This is a genomic window from Blautia sp. ZXY-1-C6 (assembly GCF_056339875.1).
Genome location: NZ_JBWJVQ010000102.1, coordinates 1 through 4,432 on the forward strand (window position 1 = coordinate 1; position 4,432 = coordinate 4,432).

General features: G+C 44.7%; 5 protein-coding genes and 1 pseudogene. 5 read left to right on the top strand and 1 reads right to left on the bottom strand.

What is annotated here, in order from left to right; all coding sequences use genetic code 11:
- The 5 genes and pseudogenes from AC075J_RS03850 to AC075J_RS03870 all read left to right on the top strand — a co-directional run.
- A pseudogene (locus AC075J_RS03850) lies at positions 1-101 on the top strand (imidazole glycerol phosphate synthase subunit HisF); the annotation flags it as partial.
- Positions 102-133: 32 nt separating this feature from the next.
- A complete protein-coding gene (gene ung, locus AC075J_RS03855) occupies positions 134-808 on the top strand; it encodes a uracil-DNA glycosylase (protein ID WP_008703498.1) in 675 nt (224 codons plus the stop codon).
- Between the two features lie 57 nt (positions 809-865).
- A complete protein-coding gene (locus AC075J_RS03860; RefSeq protein WP_476390029.1) occupies positions 866-1,342 on the top strand; it encodes an oligosaccharide flippase family protein in 477 nt (158 codons plus the stop codon).
- Positions 1,311-1,589 carry a hypothetical protein gene (locus AC075J_RS03865; protein WP_476390030.1) on the top strand — a complete coding sequence of 93 codons (279 nt, stop codon included), beginning with the start codon at positions 1,311-1,313 and terminating at the stop codon, positions 1,587-1,589. The genes AC075J_RS03860 and AC075J_RS03865 overlap by 32 nt, the downstream gene beginning before the upstream one ends.
- Positions 1,586-2,494, top strand: coding sequence for a lipid II flippase MurJ (locus AC075J_RS03870; RefSeq protein ID WP_476390031.1), 909 nt, complete (start codon positions 1,586-1,588; stop codon positions 2,492-2,494). The genes AC075J_RS03865 and AC075J_RS03870 overlap by 4 nt, the downstream gene beginning before the upstream one ends.
- 227 nt (positions 2,495-2,721) lie before the next feature.
- Here the strand turns inward: AC075J_RS03870 and AC075J_RS03875 are convergent.
- On the bottom strand, positions 2,722-4,432 hold a 1,711-nt coding region (locus AC075J_RS03875; protein ID WP_476390032.1), incomplete at its 5' end, for an acyl-CoA dehydratase activase-related protein.

Sequence of the window (4,432 nt, forward strand, 5' to 3'; positions counted from 1 at the left end):
CAGATGCTGCACTGGCTGCGTCTTTGTTCCATTATAAAGAACTGGAGATTTCTCAGGTGAAGGATTATCTGTCTGACAGGGGAATTTCTGTCAGACGATGACCACGAAAAATATAAGAGGTGAAGGATAAGGTATGTCAGCAATTTCAGGTGACTGGCTGGAAGCCCTGAAGGGGGAGTTTCACCAGCCGTATTATGCGAAATTATATAAAACGGTGATGACAGAATATCAGACCAGGAAGATTTTTCCTCCTGCGGATGATCTGTTTAATGCATTTCATTTTACACCGTTGAATGAAGTGAAGGTAGTGATTCTGGGTCAGGATCCCTATCATAATGACGGGCAGGCTCATGGGCTTTGTTTTTCCGTAAAGAGAGGAGTGGAGACGCCACCGTCCCTGGTGAATATTTATCAGGAGCTTCATGATGACTGTGGATGCTATATCCCCAATAACGGCTATCTGGAGAAGTGGGCGAAGCAGGGAGTGCTTCTTCTGAACACAGTTCTGACTGTACGCGCTCATCAGGCAAATTCACACAGGGGGATCGGCTGGGAGCAGTTTACGGATGCTGCGATCCAGGTTCTGAATGAGCAGGACCGTCCTATTGTATTTCTGCTATGGGGACGTCCGGCGCAGATGAAAAAATCCATGCTGAATAATCCGAAGCATCTGATTCTGGAGGCACCTCATCCAAGTCCTCTGTCCGCTTACAGGGGATTTTTCGGATGTAAACATTTCAGTAAAACAAACGAATTTCTTGTTGCCAATGGTCTGGAACCAATCGACTGGCAGATAGAAAATATATAAGAATATATATAAGAAAAGAGGTAATGTGTAGTCAGGTAAAAGACACACAGTGATAACATGAATCAGAAAAACAATTTAGTAAAAAATGCATCCTTTCTGATGATTGCAGCTATGATCTCCAAGGTGATCGGTCTTCTGTACAAGAGTCCCCTTTCCAATATTATCGGAAGCCTTGGAATGGGCTATACAAGTCTTGCACAGAATGCCTATATGATCCTTCTGATGATCGCATCCTTTAGTATTCCACAGGCGGTATCCAAGCTGATCTCCGAGCGTATTGCTCTGAAGGATTACAGAAATGCACATAAGTTCTTTAAGGGTGCCATGATCTATGCCATGGTGATTGGCGGAGTGGTCGGTTTATTCTGTCTCTTTGGAGCAGGGCTGATCATCCCTCAGAATCAGAAGGATGCAATTCCGGCACTTCAGTATCCTGGCTCCGACGATTTTTTTGTCCGGTATTCTTGGGGTATTCAGAGGATATTTTCAGGCATACAGAAATATGATGCCAACATCTATCTCCCAGATCATTGAGCAGGTATTTAATGCGGCAGTCAGTCTTCTGGCAGCCTGGGGATTCATCAATGCATTCTCAGATGGAACAGAGAACAGCATTGCAAAATGGGGGGCAGCAGGTTCCACAGTAGGAACCGGAGCCGGAGTGGTGACTGCATTGGCATTCATGCTTCTGGTATATGGTGTGAACCGCAGAAAAATCCTGCACCGGGTAGAGAAGGACCACAGACATCAGGAAGAGTCCTACAAAAGCGTTTCCGTGTGATTATCCTGGTTGTTTCGCCGATCATTCTCAGCGCCTTTGTTTATAATGTAAATGCTTATATCAATGGGTATCTTTTCTCGGATATTCTGGGAAGAAGAGGTGGAGATGCGGCACAGATCGGTATTTTATATGCAGAGTATGCCACTTACTTTATGACAATTATTAATATTCCTCTGACGCTGTCCAGTACGGCACCTACTTCCATGATTCCGGAGGTTTCCGCCCTGTATGCCACCGGAGACATTGAAGCGACCAGAGAGTGCATTGACCAGACCGTACAGCTTTCTATGGTAGTTTCTGCCCCATGTGCCATGGGACTGGCAGTGCTTGCACAGCCGATTGTATTTTTGCTTTACGGAAATTCCACAGGACTGGCAGCCAACCTGCTGATCCTTGGTTCTTTTTCGATCCTGCTCAATGGAATGTCAAATATTTCTAATGGAGTTCTGCAGGCAATCGGACAGCAGAGGATTCCGGTGATTACGGCTGCAATCGCACTGGTTGTGGATATTGTGGTAGTGGTAGTGCTGCTGTTTACTACAAACCTTGGAGTTTATGCACTGCTGATCGCAATGGTGATCTATTCTGTGGTTGTATGTGTGTTAAATGACAGAGCCATGAAGAAATATCTGCAGTATAAGAATCCATGGAAAGAAGGATATCTGTATCCTGTTCTTGCATCTGTTCCCATGGGAATTGTTGCAGGATGTATCTGCTATGGCTTGAATATTTTTGTAAAATCCAATTTCATTTGTCTGATCGTTTCCATTCCTGTTGCTGCGGTTGTTTATCTGTTTGCTTACCTGATCATCAGCAAGCCGTCAGAATCACAGCTTAGAAGAATTCCGGGTGGAAGCTATCTGATAAGGATTGCAGAGAAACTTCCGTTCTGGCAGAATAATTAAACACTGAAATTATAAAAACAAAAGAGTTATATTTCATGGTTTAAATGTATTTCTGAAATAGAAACACATTTAAAATTTCTGAAATATAACTCTTTTTTTGAGCGCGTTTGAAAAATGCTTTTCGCAAAGCAGGATATGTAGATTGCGGGAAAGCCTTTTTCAGACACGCTCTAAGGCGGATATATTGCAAGGTAAAATACATTGCAATATATCCATTACGGTATTATTTATGCATTTTTTTCTTCTGCTTTTTTCAGGTTTTTCTGGGCTGTGGAGAGCATCAGTTTGATTCGGTTCAGCTGGTTAACTTCACTTGCACCCGGGTCATAGTCGATGGCTACAATATTGGCTGTCGGATATTCTCTGCGGATCTCTTTGATAACACCCTTACCTACAATGTGGTTCGGCAGACATCCGAAAGGCTGGATACAAACAATATTCGGAACATCTCCATGGATCAGTTCCATCATCTCACCTGTCAGGAACCATCCCTCACCTGTCTGGTTTCCGGTGGAAACGATCGGAGATGCCATTTTTGCCAGATCTCTGATATCAGCAGGCGGTGCAAAATGGCGGCTCTGTGCAAGAGCTTCGCTTGCAGGCTTTCTCACCCATTCGATTGCTTTGATTCCCCAGTTTGCCATGGTTGCCTTGGACTTCTTGAATCCAAGATTTTCTACCTTAAAGTTCTGGTTATAGAAGCAGTAGCACATGAAATCGATCAGATCCGGTACAACTGCCTCAGCGCCTTCAGATTCCAGAAGCTCTGCCAGATGATTATTTGCAGCAGGCAGGAACTTGACAAGGATCTCACCTACGATGCCGACACGAGGCTTTTTCACATCACTGATCGGAATGGTATCAAATTCGTGAACCATTTCGCGGCACATTTTCTTAAACTGGCTGTGGCTGATACTGCTTCCGCTTAAGAAAGAGATCACACGCTGTTCCCAGATTTTATGTTTCCTGTTTACGATTCCCTCTTCCAGTTCATAAGGACGCATACGATATACGCATTTCATCAGAATATCTCCGAATACGGCACCGTAAGCAACTTTCTTCACTAATGGAAGCGTAAGTTTGAATCCGGGATTGCTTTCCAGACCGCTTAAGTTAACAGAGATAACCGGAATCTGTTCCATACCGGCTTTCTTTAATGCGCGTCGTATAAATGCAATATAGTTGGAAGCACGACATCCGCCACCTGTCTGTGACATGACAACGGCCGTTTTGTTCAGGTCATATTTACCGGAAAGCAGAGCATCCATGATCTGTCCCACAACGATCAGAGACGGATAGCAGGCGTCATTGTTTACATACTTCAGACCAACATCCACTGCATGCTTATTGTCATTCGGAAGCACCTCCAGGTTGTATCCGCAGGAATTGAATGCTGCCTGCAGGAGGCTGAAATGGAACGGTGACATCTGCGGGCAGAGGATGGTATAGTCCTTTCTCATTTCCTTTGTAAAGGATACTTTATCAATAGAAGCAGGTTTGACAGTACGTTTCTGTCCCTGTGCTTTCTTCGCGCGGATCGCTGCGATCAGGGAACGGATACGGATTCTTGCAGCACCAAGGTTATTTACCTCGTCAATCTTTAAGCAGGTATAGATTTTGTCACTTCCGTCAAGAATTTCATAAACCTCGTCAGTAGTAACTGCATCCAGACCACATCCAAAAGAGTTGAGCTGGATCAGATCCAGGTCATCGCGTGTCTTTACATAGTTTGCAGCAGCATACAGTCTGGAGTGGTACATCCACTGGTCATTGACGCGGATCGGGCGTTCCACAGGTGCCAGATGAGAGATGGAATCCTCAGTAAGTACGGCAATACCATAGCTGTTGATCAGATCCGGGATACCATGATGGATTTCCGGGTCAATATGGTATGGGCGTCCTGCAAGGACAATACCATGGCGTCCTGGTATCTTCCAG